We start from the raw sequence: 16127 nt of genomic DNA, 5'->3' as shown, positions 1-16127 counted from the left end.
CTAATCGTAAAAAATTAGAGATTATATAAAAAGCCGCTCTATAATATCCCATAGAGTGGCTTCTTTTTTGAATCTTATTTATCTTTACTTGCTAAAATCTTTTTTGCTAACAAAATTTCTCCTACTATAAATGAGTTGATATTTTTAATAACAATTATATATTTTGTAAAACTTATAATAAGGTTTGTTTAACAGATTACATAAATCAAAAGTTATATACACGAAAAATTTCCAAGAATTTCTTTATTTCTACCCTTGTTATTGTCATAGTGTCTATAGTAATTTTGGACGTAATAATCATAGTAATCTATTGGAAGTATGGCTGAAAAAATCGATCAATACTTAAAAAATAAAAAATTTCAAGGTATCGTTCTTATTGCAAAGAAAGGTAAAATTTTATTTACAAAAGGTTACGGTTTGGCAGACACTGATTTACCTAATAGCCCAACCACACTCAGAAACATTCACTGCTGTAGCGATCATGCAACTAGAAGAAAAAGGACTTTTAAACCTAGATAATCCAATTTCACAATACTTTCCAGACTTTCCGAATGGAGGGTCTATTCAAATAAGTCATCTCCTATCTAAGTCGTTTCCGTCATAGCACGGCTCAATGACGAGAAGTTAACAGTGATTGTTCTTAGCAACGAGATGACAGTGAATTCTAAAAGAATCAACCCTCATTTTACTTCCATCGTTCTTCAGCAGCCAATTTGGATATGGGAAGAATAATAGAACTATTTCATTATTATAATACAGTGTTTAATGGTGATTAGAATAGTATCTTTAAACATTTCTTATCCGTAGTAGTATAGATTGAAGCAACAGAGTATATAGCACATTTAACAAAGGTTGTTTCACACATTTATAAGGAACGTCTAAAGCAAAAGGATTGCGAGTTCAGTCATACAAAATAAACTCACAATCCTTGTTATATCGATGAAAAAGTAAGCATAAGTTTTTTTACTAGGTGGATGTCTAACTATTTTAACCCCTTTATAAGTCGTGCAGAGGCAAAGCAAGTTTCACCATTTTTGAAATATACAACTCGTTCCTTATGATCTACAAATTCAATGTTTTGTTTATTCACAATAAAAGCCTTATGACATTGATACATCGATGTATGTGCTTCCTTAAAATCCTTTAAGCGACCATAAAACTCAATATGCTCATTTTCTAAATGTAATATAATTTTATGTAATTTTGGGGATGCCGCAAAAAAGTATATATCCTGAATAGCAATATTCCTTGTATAACCATTTGCTCTTATTTGAATCTGTGAAGGTGATTGTTGTTGGCCAATTTGTATATACTTTTCATATGCAACTTTTAGTGTTGTTAATATTTTTTGCTGTAACATACCTGTGTGATCCTTAATAATAAAATCTAACGCAGCAATTTTATACATAAACGTTAAATAGGTCATTTCTGCATGGGTTGTGACAAATATAATACTGCACAATGGGTCACGTTGGCGAATCATATCCCCTAACATAAGCCCTGTCACCTCATGGTTCAAATCAATATCCAAAAAATAACAATCTGCTTTTTCATATGTAATGACTTCATTAGGGTTTGTAGTTGTAAGTACAATTTCAATCCCGTTCCCTTCCATCATAGCATAGTTTTTAATGGTTTTTTTGATATGCTCTAATTGTACAACATTATCTTCACAAATAATCACTTTCATATTTACACCCCCTCCTCCTCAATAAACAACTCTTGTATAAATAAATTGCCATTTATTTTTGTATTTAAACGAAGTTTTGGAGATGCATCTACCATTTGACGTAATATAGATAAGCCCAAGCCTCGCTCCTCTCCTTTTGTCGAGAAGCCTTCTTTGAAAATTTCATGCACTTTTAACTCATAACTTTTATTGGATGAAAATGTATTCATACATGCAATTAACACAGCTTTTTCCATTCGAATAAATGCTAATCGAATCCAAGGCTCTGTAGCATGTTTACTGGCTTCAAGCGCATTGTCCAATAGTATGCCGCACATACGATTTAATTGAATCTCATCCAATGCTATTCTATCGATTTTTTCGACAATCTCAATGTACATTGGAACGTGAAACGTTTGCGCTTGAATAAGTTTTGTTGTTAAAAGTCCTTTTAAACTAGCTATATTTAAACAGTTAAGCATCGAAAAGGATATTTCATGCGCTTGCTCTTTCTTTTCAGTTTGTAAAATATGTCGATAAAAATAGGTTTCTAGTTCTGAGTAACTTTTAGAATCTATAAAATGACGCATTGATGTTAAAATATTCATATAATCATGTTTAAATTGACGCATATCTCTATTAATTTCTTCAAGCGAAGACACATATGAATTAAATTCTTCTAATTCCATTTCCTTTTGTTTAATATGTATGTTCTTAATAGCTAAGTAAACAAAGAAACCAATAATAATGATAAAGATCATCAAATAAATCACAAAAAAGAACAAATTATGTTGGACACTTTTGATAAACGATGTACCATCCATCAACACAATATCAGTATACATAAAGACAATCGTCATAAGCATCAAGGGAATCATTGCAGGTATAATGTATTGCTTAAACACATACCATCTAACAAAATAATCGAATAACTTTATGTAGACAAGCACCAATATAAATAGGATACTCATCGAAAAAATGAGTTGTACCAATGGAGAAGTGATGATAGCATCCATGCCATTCGATAAATGATACACGACAAGCGAAGAAATATGATCTGCCAAAACAACTAAAACAATCGTAAACAGCACATGGGCCACATTCCGCCAACGCTTTGTTTGCCGGTAGACGAAGAAACTTTCCACTAATAGGATGTACGCCATAGCATAGACACCTATAAAAGCAAACAACACTACTGATGGCGAAACTATTAATAAAGAAATCTTCAATATCATTTTTTTTGTTATTGCAATTTTGCTAAAATATAACGGTAAAATACTTAATATCAAAAATTGATAAATAATCAAAGTTAAATAGGATATACTCCACATACGAATAACATGATCCTTCCAAAATAACATATAATCAATATCTATCTTAGAATATTTATGTATTTTTTTCAAATTTATTGAAATTTAATTCTTGTGGCAACTCCTCTTCTCCTAAAGCTCCCCAACACATATAAACAGAGCTAAAGTCAGCCAATTTAACGAATAAATTATATAAATAATCAATAATATTGTCGATAATAAATTTCATTAATGAGATCCTCCTATTTTTGCAATAACCACTAAAACAATCCCCTTCAAAAATCCTGCTAAGAAAAATACACTTATGGATGTTGGAAAAATAACGAGTAGTCCCCCCAACACAATAAGTCTGCTATACAGTTTTTTAAACAAAAATGTTCGATGAGCTTCACCCTGTACTTTTGTTTTTTTAGAACTCACTGGACCAATAAACAATAAGATGACAGCTCCTAGCAAAAACGCCCCCCAAACAACGAGTGAAGTGATAGGCAATGCTACAGCTAGCCATGTGATGAACGGAAATGAAATACAACTAACAATAAGACACGTTTTAAATGATGAACAATGCGCACCATATGCTACTTGACGCACCAATAGAAATCCAATTTGAACCAGTAACATTCTCCAAAATAAACCGAACGCTATAGCTATACCGTAAATAATCAAAAATTTTTTTAACTCGCTTGTAACAACACGAAATCCATACACTAATTTAATTTTATCTAACTGTGTTAACGGTCTTCTATGTTCAAAAAAATCTACTAGCATTTCCTCTTTTGCAGTAAATTCCATCTCATCACCTCCTTGATCACTAGTATAAAACATGTAACATCAAAATAGTTAAAAATATCCTAAAAAGTATATTTTTAAAGATAATCGCCTATTTTCAATCTTCTCTTTTACATAAACGTTCAAAAAAAGAACGTAAGCGTAAAGTGCCACTTAACGTTCCCTTAAATAAGTTTTTCTGTATATGCTTTATAAACTGCTTCTAAATAATGAGATGTTCCAAAATATGCATTAATATGTCTAATCGATTGCTCTATCTCTGTATTTGTAAATTTTTGAGAGTTACAAAGAAAGTCAATGGAGTGACCCTTTGCCAATTCCATGAGCACACTCATTTCTAACATATTCAATCCGCCCAATCGTCTTGTATCAACTATTTCTATTGAGTCTCCTTCAATGATATGAACTAGTTGTTCTATCGTCATATTTTTATTTATTACCTTACAATTCAAGATATTATTTGTGTAGTAATGAATCTCTCCAATATTTTCATCTGTCATAAAAACAATTTGGCATTTCATTGTTTCGAGGTTTTTTAAATATGGTATATAGTGAACAAAATGCTTATAAGATGTGTCAATTAACACAACATCATATTTTTTATTGGCATTTATCCTTATGACAACCTCACTCAACAAGTTAATGGTATCAACTACCCAAGACGGTCTATACATAGTGAACATATTTTTTAAAAGCTCTTGCATAAGCGTGTAATCTGAATGTACTAAGATATACATTATTCTGTTATCTGACACGAACATTTCTATATAACACTCCGTTTTACAAATCGAGCAATATATAGTCGACAACATACTAAAATAATCATCGCTGTACCTATACTTGAACTAAATATAAATAAGAAATCCCATTCTATTGGCCCATCTGCGTCAATTTGCATGATTAACTTTGTTAAAAACATGCCACTTGTTAATCCAAGTAGTAAACCGATAGTGACAATAAAGAGAACTTCAGACCAAATAACCTGTTTTAATTCTTTTGGGGCAAGCCCGATTAAACGTTGTGTATTGTATTGGTCTCTTCTTTTAAAGATTATATGAAAAATCGTTTGCACTAGACCAGTACAACTCGCTACTACTAAAGCAGTCAAAATGAGCATGAACATTGCCCATCGTTGATAAAACCATTCCGAGGCTTGCTCTAAAAGAACAGCTCGCTCCACAATTTTTAACGTTGGCCAATCATGAATCGTCTGTTGGAGATCGTCTAATGTTGTGCCATTACCTAAAGTTAAATGGATTTTATCAATTGTTACAACATCTTTAATCAAAGGGGAATTCCAATCAACAAAAAGTTGTTTATATTTGTTTTCAGTTGGAACAATTCCAGTAATTCTTAAACGAATGACTTTTTCATTTGACCGTCTATCTAAGTAATCGCCTTCTAAAACATCGCCTATTTTTAAATCATACTTATCAGCTACATCATCTGTAATTTCAACTCTATCTGCTCCACCAAAATCTTTGGCAAAATAATTCAGATTAACACCATTATTAGTGAGAAAAGAACTACCCTTACTATCTAATTGTATTTCTTTTATTGAAATTTTTTTTCGCAATAACTCTATATCATTATAAGAAATATTTTCAAAATAAGGATTATCAATCGCTACTTCATACGGATAGGTTTTTTCAATCGTTGTTTCCTCGGATTGTACAATAGATTTCAAAAATGTACCATTAAACGTAATAATCATAATCAAAATCGCTAATATACAAACAACAGGAACATAGTTACTTAAATTAGGGATGAATTGAATTTTTACATAGTGCGCTTTGTTTCCTAAATAGCGATGAATCCAGGAAGAATATTTTTTCAATGTGTATACTATCATATATGGGAATAAAAAGAATAGACAACCTATGATACATACACTTCCAGTAAAAATGAGAATAATTGATTGAATTGCATCATTTTGCAAAATACCTTGTGCAAGAATAAGTAAGGACATCACACCTACTATAAAAGTAAGTACGGTCTTCCATTTCGTCCAATGATATGATTTAAACTCATAATTTCTTTTCATTGCTAAAGGTAATATTTTAGTTACCCTCGCTACTTGAACAAACACAAACATGTAGAGTAAGAAATAAATAGCAAGTAAAATTGCTGAAAAATAGACAACAGGAATGTTAAAATGGGCTTGTGGTAAGCCAACCATCTCAACCAAAGATGGGACAACGAATTTTAGCAACAAAAGGCTACTGATTGTGCCTGTCCCCACACCTATTAGTAATATGATAGTCGATTGATAGTTGACAATCTTTTTTAGTTGCCCTGTCGTTGCTCCCATTGTTCTTAAAACGAAAAATTGGGCTTGTAAACGACTAAATAATAATGAAAAAGTGGACTTCAATAATAGACCACTAATAATGATAATACTAAACACTAACATCATGATGAAAACGAGTAAGGAATTTAAATTTGCTTGTACCCAGTCCGTTTCTTTCGTTATATCTACACGTATATTTGGGAAAAATTGATGTAATACAGTAGCTGTCTGCCACACATCCGTTGTTTTAATCATGACAAACAAGCCTTTTACATCCGATGGAATACTACTTACAATTTTCAAAGAATCAATGTCCATATAGAGAATAGGCGCATCTTCTCCATATTCATTAGGAGATAGCACTCCTTTTATAAGAAACGGCTTACCATTTACCATAATTGAATCTGAAACAGACTTATTTAATGTTTTTGATAACGAATGTGAAATAATAACTTCATTATCTTTCGGTATGTCGTTCAAATGATAAAATCCTTTTGTTAAATGCCCATTTGTAACACCTAATGTATAGGCTCCTTCAATCTTATCAATAGATGTAAATTGTAGTAAAATCGGTTCCACAAGCTCGACTTCTTCTAAAGTTTTAATCTGATTAAAACTTTCTTTCGTAATCCATTGACTAGACTCTTGACTAGATGAAAGGTTATAACCAGCAGAAATATCCACATCCCCATACAAGTTACGAATATTGTCTTCCATTTCTGTTCGTGCATTTTCAACATAGATCAACATTGTTGCAATTAAACAAACAGCGAGTGCTACAACTTGTATGGCAATGATTACTTGTATTTTAGCAGCTCTACAAAGTTTCCAAGCAATATTCTTTAAATCATACATTGAGATAACTCCTCTGTATGTTTTTAAATTTGTCAAAAATCATCGATAAATTATCGCTATTTACTTGATTGATATAACTATCTACTAATTTCCCTTTATGAAAGAATAGTACACGATCAGCATAAGTCGATACATGTGGATCATGTGTTACCAATATAATTGTTTGATTTGTTAGATTTTTCAATTGAACAAGTGTTGTTAAAATATCATTAGTTGTATTCACATCTAAGGCCCCTGTTGGCTCATCTGCCAGTAATAATAGCGGATTGGCAATAATCGCTCGTGATATAGCCACTCGTTGTTTTTGCCCACCAGATAATTCATGTGGTTTCTTCACAGCTAAATCACTAATTGACATTTTTGTTAAAACATCTTTCACCTTTTGCGCAATTTTTTTAGAGTCCTCATCTAGCAAAATTAAAGGCAGAGCCACATTATCTGATACCGTCAATTCATCTAATAAGTTAAAATTTTGAAATATAAAACCTATATTTCGTTTTCTAAATTCCGATGCTATCGGTTCTTGAAATTGCTCAATCATTGGTACACCTTGAAACATTAATTCCCCATGTGTAGGTTTGTCTAAAGCAGCTAAAATATTAAGTAATGTACTTTTCCCTGAACCACTCGTACCCATTATTGCTACGATTTCGTTTTGGTAAATTTCACAATTGATTGTATCTAGTGCTTGTACAATAAAATCCTTTGACTGAAATTCCTTTGACACATTTTTCATCACTACTAATGGGGTTTCTTTCATATTTTGTGTCTCATGTAGTTTCAACGGTTTCATGAAAATGCTCCTTTCGCTCATACCATTTGGATTGGGCTTGATGCATACGATAAAATAATCCTTTATTATTTATTAATTCATCAAAAGTACCAATTTCTTCAATTTTCCCCTTATCCATTACGATAATCTTATCTGATAATTTCGTGGGTCCGATTCTATGTGTAATCGTAATCGTTGTTTTATCATCTGTCATGCTATCAAATAATTCAAGTGTTTTTAATTCTGAATGAGGATCTAATGACGCTGTAGGTTCATCCAACAAAATCAAACTAACATCCTTCATTAGCGCTCGTCCTAAAGCTATTTTTTGCCATTCTCCCCCAGATAGATCAATTCCGCCATCCATTTCTTTAGATAAATAAGTATCTAAGTCAACATTATGAATTGATAATTTATGTCCCAATCCTACTTTTCTTATGACATCCCATATTTTCTGGTCATTCTCCATGTCATCTACATTGCCAAAACCAATATTTTCTCTTAAGGAATACATATATTTAGGGAATGTTTGAAAAACAACAGCAACTTGTTTATGTAAACTAGATTTATCAATGTCGGTCATATTTTCTCCATTTACTAAAATCGTTCCTTCTGTCAAATTGAATAATCCTACTAAACAATGGGCGAGTGTTGTTTTCCCTGAACCGTTTCCACCTACAATCGAAATTTTTTCTCCTCTTCGTATTGAAAAGTTCAATTTTGAAAAAGCTGAAATATCAGAATAAGGATAGTTGAAAGTGCCATTTTTAATATCAATCGTTTCAATAGAATTAATTTCTTCTCTCTTTTCGTCATCAAAATGTTCTATTTTCAACAACTTGATTAATGCATTATTATAAATAGCTGCTTCAAAAATAGAAGCTATATGTGCACCAATTTGAGCAAAAATGCCCTGTAAAGTAATTATAGCTGCAGTTAACGCCACATAACTCCCTATTGTTAAAGCGTTCTCTACTAGTTGATAAACAAAGAATACAGATACACCTGTATTGATAACTCCTACAAATAGTATCATCACTGCACTATTTTTCAGTTCCCACTTTGTCACTTCAAGTCTCTTGTTCATCGTATAAAAATAAAGTTTTTTCCATTTTTCCAGTAAATAATCACTCAATGTATACACTTTAATTTCCTTTAAATAGCTTTTGTCAAAAAAAAGGGATTCTGTATAAGAAAGCTCTCTTTCTTTAAATACAACGTTTTTTTCAACTTTATAATTTTTAAGTTTGCTAAAAAAAACAATGACAACCCCGGGAATTGTTGATAAAAGCACAGTTAAAGGTAATGTCCAATGAATAGCCATTAAAATCGCAAAAACTGAAAATAACGAAAATACACTTGTAATGATCTGCAAAAAAGAATATGTTGTACCTAACCCATTTCCTTCCAATGCTTTGGCTGCCAGATTCACTTGATTGTAAAAAAAGCTAGACTCAAAGTTTTCTAAAGAAACGCTAGTTACTTTTTTGTTTAACATCGCTTTAAATAAATAATTCACTCTTAAAGAAATTTTTCGAAATAGATAATCTTGAATTTTTCCAGATAGTTGTCCAAATAGACTAAGAAACGTTATTGCTACAAGGAGAACTAACACAAACCCCAATTCATTAGGAATTTTCTGCACCACCGTTAGTTGATCTATCAACCTTTTCTGTAGCAAAATTTCTAAAGGTAACATAATAGAAGTTATTATGCTTAAAATAGTTAAAAAAAGAAATATGCTCTTTTGTTCTCTCCAAATATTTTTCAAATAAAAATACTGTGAATAGAAAAAGTCTCTAACAGGTCGATCTTTCTCATGGAATTTTAATTCATTCAACTTCATAGTCATTCACATCCAAAAGATTTTCTAAACTTGCGATTCCTTTCTTCTCTACTACAAAATTATTAGTATTCAAAACTAGATACATTGGAAAGACATCTATTTTTAACTGATTAGAAAGAATTTCTTCTTCTATAAAATAAATATATTCATCCTCTAAATAGCTCAGGTTATCCCGATTTTCTATCGTATCCGTTGCTATAAAAATATACTTTTCTTTTTTAACAGGAATTAAAAAATTGAGTTTTTTTAATGTTGCTTTACAAGCAGAACACTGACTATCAATAAATACTAAAGTCTGCACATTAATCTCATTCATAATATCTTGAACTTTAACAGATTCAAATTGTTTATTCTTCAATGGAATCAACGGAAAAACGTTTTTTTCCATCGGTCCCCATTTTTCTACATTTAGCACTCTTCTAGTTCTTAATGAAATCAAAATGCTAAGCATTAATACACAAGAAATGATGACGAAAGCATAATAAATTTCCATGTCCATCTTTACACCACCTCTACGTTTCTTCTAATAATTATTAAAGTGATGAACCATAAAAGAACAGGTACGAGATAAAATATATTGCCAAAGTCAAGTATATTCATATTACCTTTATCAAAATAGAGTAGTGGCACTATACTGAAAAACATGCATAGACTTTGTATTAAGCCACCCAGTCCTGTCTTAGTTGGAATTAAATTGCCGAAACATTTACAGTCCTCTTCTATCTTATTAATAAGTGCATACGAATTAATAATTATAAAGAGTAAAATTAAAGATAAGGCACTAATATAAAGTATAGGGTGAGCATAAATAAACAAACTGACACCTATTACAATTTCAAATAATGGGAATAACAATGCCAAAAATGTAATTAAAATATCATTGATAGGAATATACTTTAAAAAAAACTGCTTTGTATTTGAATGTGAGATTAATTTAGAAATCCCAGAAAGTATCAATACTAAAGCAGAACCATAACAAAAAATATAAATCATAGTATCTCTCCTAAAAAAATTAAGAAAGTTAATGTGAATTTCACATAATTGTATCCTAAATTTTTTATATTTATATTGATAGGTATGTTTTCAAAACAACCACAGTTACGTGTCTTTCCTCCTTTAGAAGGTTTAAACAGTAAAAAAAGATTGAACAATTGCAACATTACAGCGGTCATACATATGTAAACATTCACAAATTGAATTAATAAGGAGATACCTACAAGCACATCTAAACTCACTAAAATGCTTACGAATATCGGAGATATTGTTATTTTTTCATTTATCGCCACGTAATAATGATAAATTTTAAAAACTTTATTGAATCCGTTTTTTAGAAAAATAATTGCTACAACCAGATAAACAATAATGATATTCAGTCAACTCCTTTTCTTTCAAGCCACTATTAAAATCCTTTAATATACAAGGATTTTAATAGTAAAATACACACAAAATTTTATATTGTTTCAAAGAGATTTACCTTATGAAGAAAAATTCATTATATCTTCCCAATAATATTTTTCACCCATATATAGTAATACTGGAATTTCTTCAATTTGCAATTGATTTAATTTCATCAAATGTTCGACTTTTATCTCGTTATCGTTTTCAAATAACACTTTTATCAAAATAACTTCTCTCTTTTTTGAAATTCTACGATAAAAAGCATTCAAAACATATAAGTTATCAAAAATGTTATTTTCATCCGAAATCAAATATGTTCTTCCCTTTTCCAGGAAATCTATTTGCTCAATCTGTATAAATCTCCGCTGAAAATCAATGCAGTTTCTTAATTTTGTCAAATTGTAAAAAAAGAAAATCAAAAATACAATCCCGAAAATTAGTGTCATACTTTATTTATCAGTTAGAAAAATATGAAAACGTTCATTTCACATTTTGTAGGAGTATTGTGCTATTACTATAGGGCAAATTTAGTTTTTGTATTTATTTTCTGCTATAGAACCATAACGATTCATCGTAGACTCTTCACCAAAACCTGTTCTTGACTATACATTCCTGTTACAACTTTTATGTAATAAAAAAGTAGAACATTAATTACAGTTAACATCGAAATAAATAAAATAGTTTTGGTATTAACCTATTTATAAGTTAGCAGTCATCTTTTTCTGCAGAACAACTAACCGTTTCAGTCTTACAAACGTAACATATATTTACAACTCCAGGACCATAACATGGTTCGGTTCTATATTTACGTCTTCTATAACTACCTTTTACAGCACCTGTTTCATCAAAAAATGGCAATTCTTTACCCCAGCCACATTGACCTTTAATGATTTCCGAACTATTTCCACTATCTAAAAGCATTGGTTTGCTATATGTCATTAACATAATTATTTCCTCCTGCAACCCTTAGAAATAGCACAATACACCTACACTAACAGCCTCCTTATTAATATTGATTCATTACACTTCTTGCATAATCCATACTTCAATGGAGAACAGTAATAAAAAAGCCTCATCTATCAACAAACCATTTCTCCACTTATATAAATTTTCTTCCCAAAACTCTTCGGAACAAAGACCTAACTTTGAGACAACTAAAGGTGACTTTACATTAGAATAAATTGAATTCCAATTTTTCCTTATACTCTTTAATGTATGAGCAATGTGTGATGTTTTATTTATACGCAGTCGAATACTGTCAGGTAACTTATTTTTCTGAGAGTCTCTTAAAATTTTTTTCGTGTAGAAAGGATCAAAGAGAATATGACTAGGGATTTTAATCATAAAAGAAATTAACTCCCTATCTAAAAAAGGATGTTTTATATCCGCACCATAAAAGCCACCTATCGCCCTATCCATATAATGATTGGCTTTTGCATTTAACATTTGATGCAATAAATTTCTAGCATGATTCCGTTTATTTTTAGTTGTTCTACTAAAAGGATGTGGTTGAATGATGTACTCACGTAATCCTTTAAAAGCAGACATATTTGTATACATACAATATTTAGTTAAATCGCCGAACATATCCTTTATTTTTCCTTCTCTAACGTAATCTCTTAATAAATACGGCGGATTCGTTAAAAGTTGGTCACCACCATAACCTGTTAGGATACTATATGTATTATTGTTCACACTTGACTCTATTAAGGGAGAAATAAATTCACATGTAGGAGCAGTAGCATACGGTTCGTCAAAACGTAATATATTATTCCGAAGATCTTCATACATCAATACTGAATCATAATTTAGAAAAGTACCTTTAGAATTATATTGTTCTAATAATTCCGTTATATATGCACTTTCATCGCATTCCTTTAATTCATCAAAAACAACGCTTACCGAATTAATTTCTCCGTATCTATGCCCCAATCGTTTTGACACATTAAAAATAGTAGTTGAGTCTAAGCCACCGCTTAATAACACCGTATTTCGCTCGCTTTTCCGTACTCTCCTCAAAACTGCTTTGTTCAAAATACTTTCGAATTCTTCAATTAACGCTTCCCGATTTATAGTTGTCTCCTTCATCATCCATTTATCAGAAAATAATTCATCATAATTCACATAGTTTATTAGGTTAATTTCCTTATTTTCATAAACAAACATATTCCCACTCGGTAAACGCAAGATCTCTTTATATGGCGTTAAATAGGAATCAACAATTCCTTTTGCATTTAGATATTCTTGAAAGTAAACACCGTTCAACTCAGGTGTATTTAGATAACTTTTCAATAGAAAGATATCGCTCGCAACTACTAATTTTGTATCGGTTTTTAAATAAAAGAGCCTTTTTACCCCCAAGGTATCTCTACAGGCCATTAATGTTAAATTCTTTTTATCAAATAGAACAAATGAAAACTCGCCATCTAAACGCTTCACAAAATCCAAACCAAATGTGTTATAAAGGGAAATTAAATTAGTGAGTAATTCTTGCTCAGTCCAATCAACATTTTCATATACACCATGATTCAAAATATTGTATATCACAATGTCTCCCACTATTAACACATCATTATTTTCAAAAAACACATATGGGGTCGTATTTTGAGCATATGCTGCTTTCAAAACAAAGTTCTGTGAGGATGTGTTGAAATAATTTACTTTTGATTTACTGTTGATCTTAAGATGTCCATTTTTATCCACTTCTCCCTCCGAATTATCCATAAATTCAAACACATACCAATTCACCTAAGTTCAACTCCCTTCATATACGAGTTTGAATCTATAATCACTTTCAACGAATCAAGATTTTCCATTTCTTCAAATAGATTGTGGCCCTGATATTGAATCCAGGCATGTGCCTCTAAGGGAAATTTTTTTATCCCTATTACCATGTTTACTGGTATACCATACTTAGATTGAAGTATCTTATAACCAATTAACGTTTTGTGTATACAATCTGCTTTCCTAGGATACCAACAGCAAACTTGGTCTAAAAGAATAAACCACTCCAAAATCTCTTCAGAATTCTCCTCAGTAAAAATCTCTTTAGAACCCTCTATAGTATATTTTTTTATATAGCGTCTAAAGACTTCATCAAAACCTTTTCTCCGTATTTGGAAATCTAAAAATATTAATTCTTTGTATAAATATAAAATATTATACAAATTTAATTAAACCTCCTTTTGACAACGAATTTAAAAATCCATCTAAATCCTTTTGAATAATTAAAATATCTTCATTTGTCCTTTTAGCTATTAATTTGGAAATATCAGAGACTATTGGTGTTTTATCAAACTCTTCCCAAATAAATGAACTAAATTTATCTAGTGCGTAAATTTGATTCGTATAAATATTAATAATTAGATATTCATCCTCTTCTTTATAGGAAAGAAGATACTTTGATTTTTTTACACGCATCCCTTTTACCACTTCCTCCTCTTTTACATTGTGAACAATCCTTTAATACTGTTCCTGTATTACTACTATACACAGTCATAAGCTCTAACAGTCTCTTTACTCTTATCATCTTCTTTCTTCCACATAACCGTATTTTTTCTACTTACTCCATTACGTTTATGATTATATAAATGTAGTGGAGTAAAATGACAACTCTTGTGCTATCGATTACATCCACATCAAGTCCATCACTCAACACATATATAAAAACTGCACCTTCTAGTTGATTGTTAACTTTCAATCAACTAGAAGATGCAACTCGTAGGGTTTTATTGGTCCATGAAAGATCTTAAAAATAGAAATCTAAAAATCAATGTATAAAAGAAAATATTCTCTCTCCACCAAAGTTCAAAAAATTATTGATGTTGAAACAGATGTCTTTGTCTTTTACCTAAAATCTATAGGATAAACCTATTCTTTTCAGGCGTCTAAAATGGCACAACCTTTATAGAAAAATATTGTAAAGATATTTATTACCCTCTAAAGCCCTGTAAAATTTGTAAAACAAATTTACCTGTTTTACATAAACATAACTGCTTAGTCTATCATAGCGAACGTTCTGACACACAATGTTTTATCACATAAAAAAACAAGAATGCTAATATAAACATTCTTGTTTTAATTATGTTTCTAATGATTCCTTTGGAGATTCAAACCCATGAGTAACTTCTATGTTAAAACTCATACTATTCTCTTCCAATGAATTTTCTATACTTTTTTTATTCTCGTTGACCTTTTCTTCAAAAAGAATCCTTCTCTTTCTAAACCTGTTGCAATTCCCCTAATATAAAAAGCTCATAAACCCTGTTATATCAAGATTTATGAGCTTTCTTAATTTTTATTAATTTGATGATACCGGTGGTCGGGGTCGAACCGACACTCCAAAGGAACACGATTTTGAGTCGTGCGCGTCTGCCAATTCCGCCACACCGGCATAATGGAGATAAAAAAAATCGGATAAACCGATTAACAGTTAAAATATGGAGGCGGCAACCGGATTTGAACCGGTGATAAGGGTGTTGCAGACCCGTGCCTTACCACTTGGCTATGCCGCCGTCATACATGGAGCGGAAGACGAGGTTCGAACTCGCGACCCCCACCTTGGCAAGGTGGTGTTCTACCACTGAACTACTTCCGCAAAAATGGCTGGGGTACTAGGATTCGAACCTAGGCATGACGGAATCAAAATCCGTTGCCTTACCGCTTGGCTATACCCCAACAATGGGGCGACTGATGGGAATCGAACCCACGAATGCCGGAACCACAATCCGGTGCGTTAACCACTTCGCCACAATCGCCATATAATTAATTGGCAGGGGCAGTAGGAATCGAACCCACACCAAAGGTTTTGGAGACCTCTATTCTACCGTTGAACTATGCCCCTAAAATAATAAAACTGGTGGAGGGGGACGGATTCGAACCGCCGAACCCTAAGGAGCGGATTTACAGTCCGCCGCGTTTAGCCACTTCGCTACCCCTCCGGGAATATCTGGTGCCGGCTATAGGAATCGAACCCACGACCTACTGATTACAAGTCAGTTGCTCTACCTGCTGAGCTAAACCGGCAAAAAAATAAGATGGGTCAGGACGGAATCGAACCGCCGACACTTAGAGCTTCAATCTAATGCTCTACCAACTGAGCTACTGACCCATATTTTAAAATAAATGGCGGTCCCGACCGGGATCGAACCGGCGATCTCCTGCGTGACAGGCAGGCATGTTAACCGCTACACCACGGG

General features: G+C 31.8%; 18 protein-coding genes and 9 tRNA genes. 2 read left to right on the top strand and 25 right to left on the bottom strand.

Translation table 11 applies throughout. The annotated features are described in order from the left end of the window. The first annotated feature begins 318 nt into the window (after positions 1–318). On the top strand, positions 319–519 hold the full coding sequence (locus EW028_RS25650) for a hypothetical protein (RefSeq protein WP_227744950.1): 201 nt from the start codon (positions 319–321) through the stop codon (positions 517–519). Further along, entirely contained in the window at positions 482–604 is a 123-nt protein-coding gene (locus EW028_RS26075) for a beta-lactamase family protein (protein WP_259949915.1), read from the top strand. The genes EW028_RS25650 and EW028_RS26075 overlap by 38 nt, the downstream gene beginning before the upstream one ends. Positions 605–982: 378 nt before the next feature. Here the strand turns inward: EW028_RS26075 and EW028_RS12180 are convergent, their stop codons facing one another. The 25 genes from EW028_RS12180 to EW028_RS12065 form a co-directional block, all read right to left on the bottom strand. Beyond that, a complete protein-coding gene (locus EW028_RS12180) occupies positions 983–1690 on the bottom strand; it encodes a LytR/AlgR family response regulator transcription factor (RefSeq protein WP_131521058.1) in 708 nt (235 codons plus the stop codon). A gap of 2 nt (positions 1691–1692) precedes the next feature. Next, complete coding sequence (locus EW028_RS25045; protein ID WP_193767372.1) at positions 1693–2832, bottom strand: sensor histidine kinase; 1140 nt, start codon at positions 2830–2832, stop codon at positions 1693–1695. A 223-nt stretch (positions 2833–3055) separates the two neighbouring features. After that, a complete protein-coding gene (locus tag EW028_RS12170; protein ID WP_131521057.1) occupies positions 3056–3208 on the bottom strand; it encodes a cyclic lactone autoinducer peptide in 153 nt (50 codons plus the stop codon). Then, complete coding sequence (locus EW028_RS12165; RefSeq protein ID WP_193767371.1) at positions 3208–3771, bottom strand: accessory gene regulator B family protein; 564 nt, start codon at positions 3769–3771, stop codon at positions 3208–3210. Before EW028_RS12165 ends, EW028_RS12170 begins: the two co-directional genes overlap by 1 nt. A gap of 161 nt (positions 3772–3932) precedes the next feature. After that, complete coding sequence (locus tag EW028_RS12160) at positions 3933–4505, bottom strand: hypothetical protein (protein ID WP_193767370.1); 573 nt, start codon at positions 4503–4505, stop codon at positions 3933–3935. A gap of 26 nt (positions 4506–4531) precedes the next feature. After that, positions 4532–6913: an ABC transporter permease gene (locus tag EW028_RS12155; RefSeq protein ID WP_131521054.1), complete on the bottom strand. Its 2382-nt coding sequence runs from the start codon at positions 6911–6913 to the stop codon at positions 4532–4534. Next, the gene (locus EW028_RS12150) at positions 6906–7706 is read right to left on the bottom strand and encodes an ABC transporter ATP-binding protein (protein ID WP_373565032.1); all 801 of its coding nucleotides are present in this window, start codon (positions 7704–7706) and stop codon (positions 6906–6908) included. The genes EW028_RS12155 and EW028_RS12150 overlap by 8 nt, the downstream gene beginning before the upstream one ends. Continuing rightward, entirely contained in the window at positions 7684–9531 is a 1848-nt protein-coding gene (locus EW028_RS12145) for an ABC transporter ATP-binding protein (RefSeq protein WP_193767369.1), read from the bottom strand. The genes EW028_RS12150 and EW028_RS12145 overlap by 23 nt, the downstream gene beginning before the upstream one ends. Then, positions 9518–10030, bottom strand: coding sequence for a hypothetical protein (locus tag EW028_RS12140; protein WP_131521052.1), 513 nt, complete (start codon positions 10028–10030; stop codon positions 9518–9520). The genes EW028_RS12145 and EW028_RS12140 overlap by 14 nt, the downstream gene beginning before the upstream one ends. A gap of 2 nt (positions 10031–10032) precedes the next feature. Then, positions 10033–10524 (bottom strand): MauE/DoxX family redox-associated membrane protein, encoded by a 492-nt coding sequence (locus EW028_RS12135; RefSeq protein ID WP_131521051.1) that lies wholly within the window; start codon positions 10522–10524, stop codon positions 10033–10035. Continuing rightward, the gene (locus tag EW028_RS26070) at positions 10521–10883 is read right to left on the bottom strand and encodes a hypothetical protein (RefSeq protein WP_373565033.1); all 363 of its coding nucleotides are present in this window, start codon (positions 10881–10883) and stop codon (positions 10521–10523) included. Before EW028_RS26070 ends, EW028_RS12135 begins: the two co-directional genes overlap by 4 nt. Before the next feature lie 123 nt (positions 10884–11006). Beyond that, positions 11007–11240 (bottom strand): hypothetical protein, encoded by a 234-nt coding sequence (locus EW028_RS12130; RefSeq protein WP_131521050.1) that lies wholly within the window; start codon positions 11238–11240, stop codon positions 11007–11009. Between the two features lie 394 nt (positions 11241–11634). Next, entirely contained in the window at positions 11635–11874 is a 240-nt protein-coding gene (locus EW028_RS12125) for a hypothetical protein (protein ID WP_131521049.1), read from the bottom strand. Positions 11875–11949: 75 nt separating this feature from the next. After that, positions 11950–13677 carry an asparagine synthase-related protein gene (locus EW028_RS12120; RefSeq protein WP_131521048.1) on the bottom strand — a complete coding sequence of 576 codons (1728 nt, stop codon included), beginning with the start codon at positions 13675–13677 and terminating at the stop codon, positions 11950–11952. Then, positions 13674–14096 carry a lasso peptide biosynthesis B2 protein gene (locus EW028_RS12115; protein ID WP_227744937.1) on the bottom strand — a complete coding sequence of 141 codons (423 nt, stop codon included), beginning with the start codon at positions 14094–14096 and terminating at the stop codon, positions 13674–13676. Before EW028_RS12115 ends, EW028_RS12120 begins: the two co-directional genes overlap by 4 nt. Next, a complete protein-coding gene (locus EW028_RS12110; protein WP_131521047.1) occupies positions 14089–14349 on the bottom strand; it encodes a PqqD family protein in 261 nt (86 codons plus the stop codon). The genes EW028_RS12115 and EW028_RS12110 overlap by 8 nt, the downstream gene beginning before the upstream one ends. An 892-nt stretch (positions 14350–15241) precedes the next feature. Beyond that, a tRNA-Leu gene (locus EW028_RS12105) sits at positions 15242–15322 on the bottom strand. 47 nt (positions 15323–15369) lie between these two features. After that, positions 15370–15443, bottom strand: a tRNA-Cys gene (locus EW028_RS12100). Between the two features lie 8 nt (positions 15444–15451). Next, a tRNA-Gly gene (locus EW028_RS12095) sits at positions 15452–15526 on the bottom strand. A gap of 5 nt (positions 15527–15531) precedes the next feature. Then, positions 15532–15606, bottom strand: a tRNA-Gln gene (locus EW028_RS12090). Positions 15607–15610: 4 nt separating this feature from the next. Further along, positions 15611–15686 (bottom strand) — tRNA-His (locus EW028_RS12085). A 12-nt stretch (positions 15687–15698) separates the two neighbouring features. After that, positions 15699–15772: transfer RNA gene (locus tag EW028_RS12080), tRNA-Trp, on the bottom strand. Between the two features lie 13 nt (positions 15773–15785). Next, positions 15786–15869, bottom strand: a tRNA-Tyr gene (locus EW028_RS12075). 9 nt (positions 15870–15878) lie between these two features. Continuing rightward, positions 15879–15954: transfer RNA gene (locus EW028_RS12070), tRNA-Thr, on the bottom strand. A 12-nt stretch (positions 15955–15966) separates the two neighbouring features. Beyond that, positions 15967–16039 (bottom strand) — tRNA-Phe (locus tag EW028_RS12065). Positions 16040–16127 lie beyond the last annotated feature (88 nt).

The sequence above is a fragment of the Lysinibacillus sp. OL1 genome (assembly GCF_004332175.1).
In the GTDB taxonomy this organism is placed as follows: Bacteria; Bacillota; Bacilli; order Bacillales_A; family Planococcaceae; genus Lysinibacillus; species Lysinibacillus capsici.
Note: the sequence above shows the minus strand (reverse complement) of the source record. Positions and strands in the feature narration are given on the sequence as shown.

Bases quoted from the DNA above. Each gene is read 5' to 3' on its own strand.
- EW028_RS25650 (WP_227744950.1), top strand. From the start codon at position 319: ATGGCTGAAAAAATCGATCAATACTTAAAAAATAAAAAATTTCAAGGT.
- EW028_RS26075 (WP_259949915.1), top strand. From the start codon at position 482: ATGCAACTAGAAGAAAAAGGACTTTTAAACCTAGATAATCCAATTTCA.
- EW028_RS12180 (WP_131521058.1), bottom strand. From the start codon at position 1,690: ATGAAAGTGATTATTTGTGAAGATAATGTTGTACAATTAGAGCATATC.
- EW028_RS25045 (WP_193767372.1), bottom strand. From the start codon at position 2,832: ATGGCGTACATCCTATTAGTGGAAAGTTTCTTCGTCTACCGGCAAACA.
- EW028_RS12170 (WP_131521057.1), bottom strand. From the start codon at position 3,208: ATGAAATTTATTATCGACAATATTATTGATTATTTATATAATTTATTC.
- EW028_RS12165 (WP_193767371.1), bottom strand. From the start codon at position 3,771: ATGGAATTTACTGCAAAAGAGGAAATGCTAGTAGATTTTTTTGAACAT.
- EW028_RS12160 (WP_193767370.1), bottom strand. From the start codon at position 4,505: ATGTATATCTTAGTACATTCAGATTACACGCTTATGCAAGAGCTTTTA.
- EW028_RS12155 (WP_131521054.1), bottom strand. From the start codon at position 6,913: ATGTATGATTTAAAGAATATTGCTTGGAAACTTTGTAGAGCTGCTAAA.
- EW028_RS12150 (WP_373565032.1), bottom strand. From the start codon at position 7,706: ATGAAACCGTTGAAACTACATGAGACACAAAATATGAAAGAAACCCCA.
- EW028_RS12145 (WP_193767369.1), bottom strand. From the start codon at position 9,531: ATGAAGTTGAATGAATTAAAATTCCATGAGAAAGATCGACCTGTTAGA.
- EW028_RS12140 (WP_131521052.1), bottom strand. From the start codon at position 10,030: ATGGACATGGAAATTTATTATGCTTTCGTCATCATTTCTTGTGTATTA.
- EW028_RS12135 (WP_131521051.1), bottom strand. From the start codon at position 10,524: ATGATTTATATTTTTTGTTATGGTTCTGCTTTAGTATTGATACTTTCT.
- EW028_RS12125 (WP_131521049.1), bottom strand. From the start codon at position 11,874: ATGTTAATGACATATAGCAAACCAATGCTTTTAGATAGTGGAAATAGT.
- EW028_RS12110 (WP_131521047.1), bottom strand. From the start codon at position 14,349: ATGCGTGTAAAAAAATCAAAGTATCTTCTTTCCTATAAAGAAGAGGAT.